At 60.4% G+C, this 1647-nt stretch carries 1 protein-coding gene; it reads right to left on the reverse strand.

What is annotated here, in order from left to right; genetic code table 11:
• Positions 1-1647, reverse strand: a 1647-nt coding sequence (gene ctaD / locus DK926_RS26215) for a cytochrome c oxidase subunit I (protein WP_207890927.1), incomplete at both ends; no start/stop codon positions are given.

Raw genomic sequence — 1647 nt, forward strand, 5'->3', positions numbered from 1 at the left:
CTGTTCGAGTACTTCGGTGGTGTGTCCGCCGTGGCTGCCGGGTCCGACGTGGGCTTCGGAGCGCATGCGTTCGACCATGTGTGGGTAGTGCAGCTCGAACGCGGGACGCTCGGAACGGATACGGGGCAGTTCGGTGAAGTTGTGACGCGGCGGCGGGCAGGAGGTGGCCCATTCCAGCGAGTTGCCGTAGCCCCACGGGTCGTCGACGGTGACGACTTCGCCGTACCGGTAGGACTTGAACACGTTCCACACGAACGGCAGCGTCGACGCACCGAGCACGAACGCACCGACCGTGGAAATGATGTTCAAGGTGGTGAACCCGTCCGAGGACAGGTAATCCGCATACCGGCGCGGCATGCCCTCGTTCCCGAGCCAGTGCTGGACCAGGAACGTGCCGTGGAACCCGAGGAACGTCAACCAGAAATGCCACTTGCCGAGACGTTCGTCCATCATCCGGCCGGTCATCTTCGGGAACCAGAAGTAGATTCCGGCGTAGGTGGCGAACACGACCGTGCCGAACACCACGTAATGGAAATGCGCGATCACGAAGTAGGTGTCGGTGACATGGAAATCGATCGGCGGCGACGCGAGCAACACACCCGACAAGCCACCGAACAAGAAGGTGATCAAGAAGCCGATGGAGAACAACATCGGCGTCTCCAACGTCACCTGCCCCCGCCACATGGTGCCGATCCAGTTGAAGATCTTCACACCCGTCGGCACCGCGATCAGGAACGTCATGAACGAGAAGAACGGCAACAACACCGCACCGGTGGCATACATGTGATGCGCCCACACCGCGATCGACAACGCAGCGATCGCGATCGTCGCATAGATCAACGTGGTGTACCCGAACATCGGCTTACGCGAGAACACCGGGAAAATCTCGGAGACGATCCCGAAGAACGGCAACGCGATGATGTACACCTCGGGGTGACCGAAGAACCAGAACAAGTGCTGCCACAACAACACCCCACCGGTGGCCGGGTCGAACAGATGCGCACCCAGATGCCGATCCGCCGCCAAACCGAGCAGCGCCGCAGTCAACAACGGGAACGCCAACAGGATCAGGATCGAGGTGACCAGAATGTTCCAGGTGAAGATCGGCATCCGGAACATCGTCATTCCCGGCGCCCGCAGACAGATCACCGTGGTGATCATGTTCACGCCACCCAAAATGGTGCCCAGACCAGCAACCGCCAGACCCATGATCCACAGATCCGCACCCACACCCGGCGAATGCAACGCCGACGTGAGCGGGGTGTACGCAGTCCACCCGAAGTCCGCCGCGCCACCGGGGGTGATGAACCCGGCCGTGGTGATCAACGCACCGAACAGATACAACCAATACGAGAACGCGTTCAACCGCGGGAACGCCACATCCGGGGCGCCGATCTGCAACGGCAGAATGTAATTGGCGAACCCGAACACGATCGGCGTCGCATACAACAGCAACATGATCGTGCCGTGCATGGTGAACAACTGGTTGTACTGCTCGTTCGACAGGAACTGCATCCCCGGCACAGCCAACTCGGCGCGCATCAACAACGCCATCAACCCGCCGACCAAGAAGAACGCGATCGACGTCGCGATGTACATGATCCCCAACACCTTGGGATCAGTCGTCGTCACCGCCTTGTGAATGAA

This window comes from Rhodococcus sp. Eu-32 (assembly GCF_003336925.1).
Lineage (GTDB): Bacteria > Actinomycetota > Actinomycetes > Mycobacteriales > Mycobacteriaceae > Rhodococcoides > Rhodococcoides kyotonensis_B.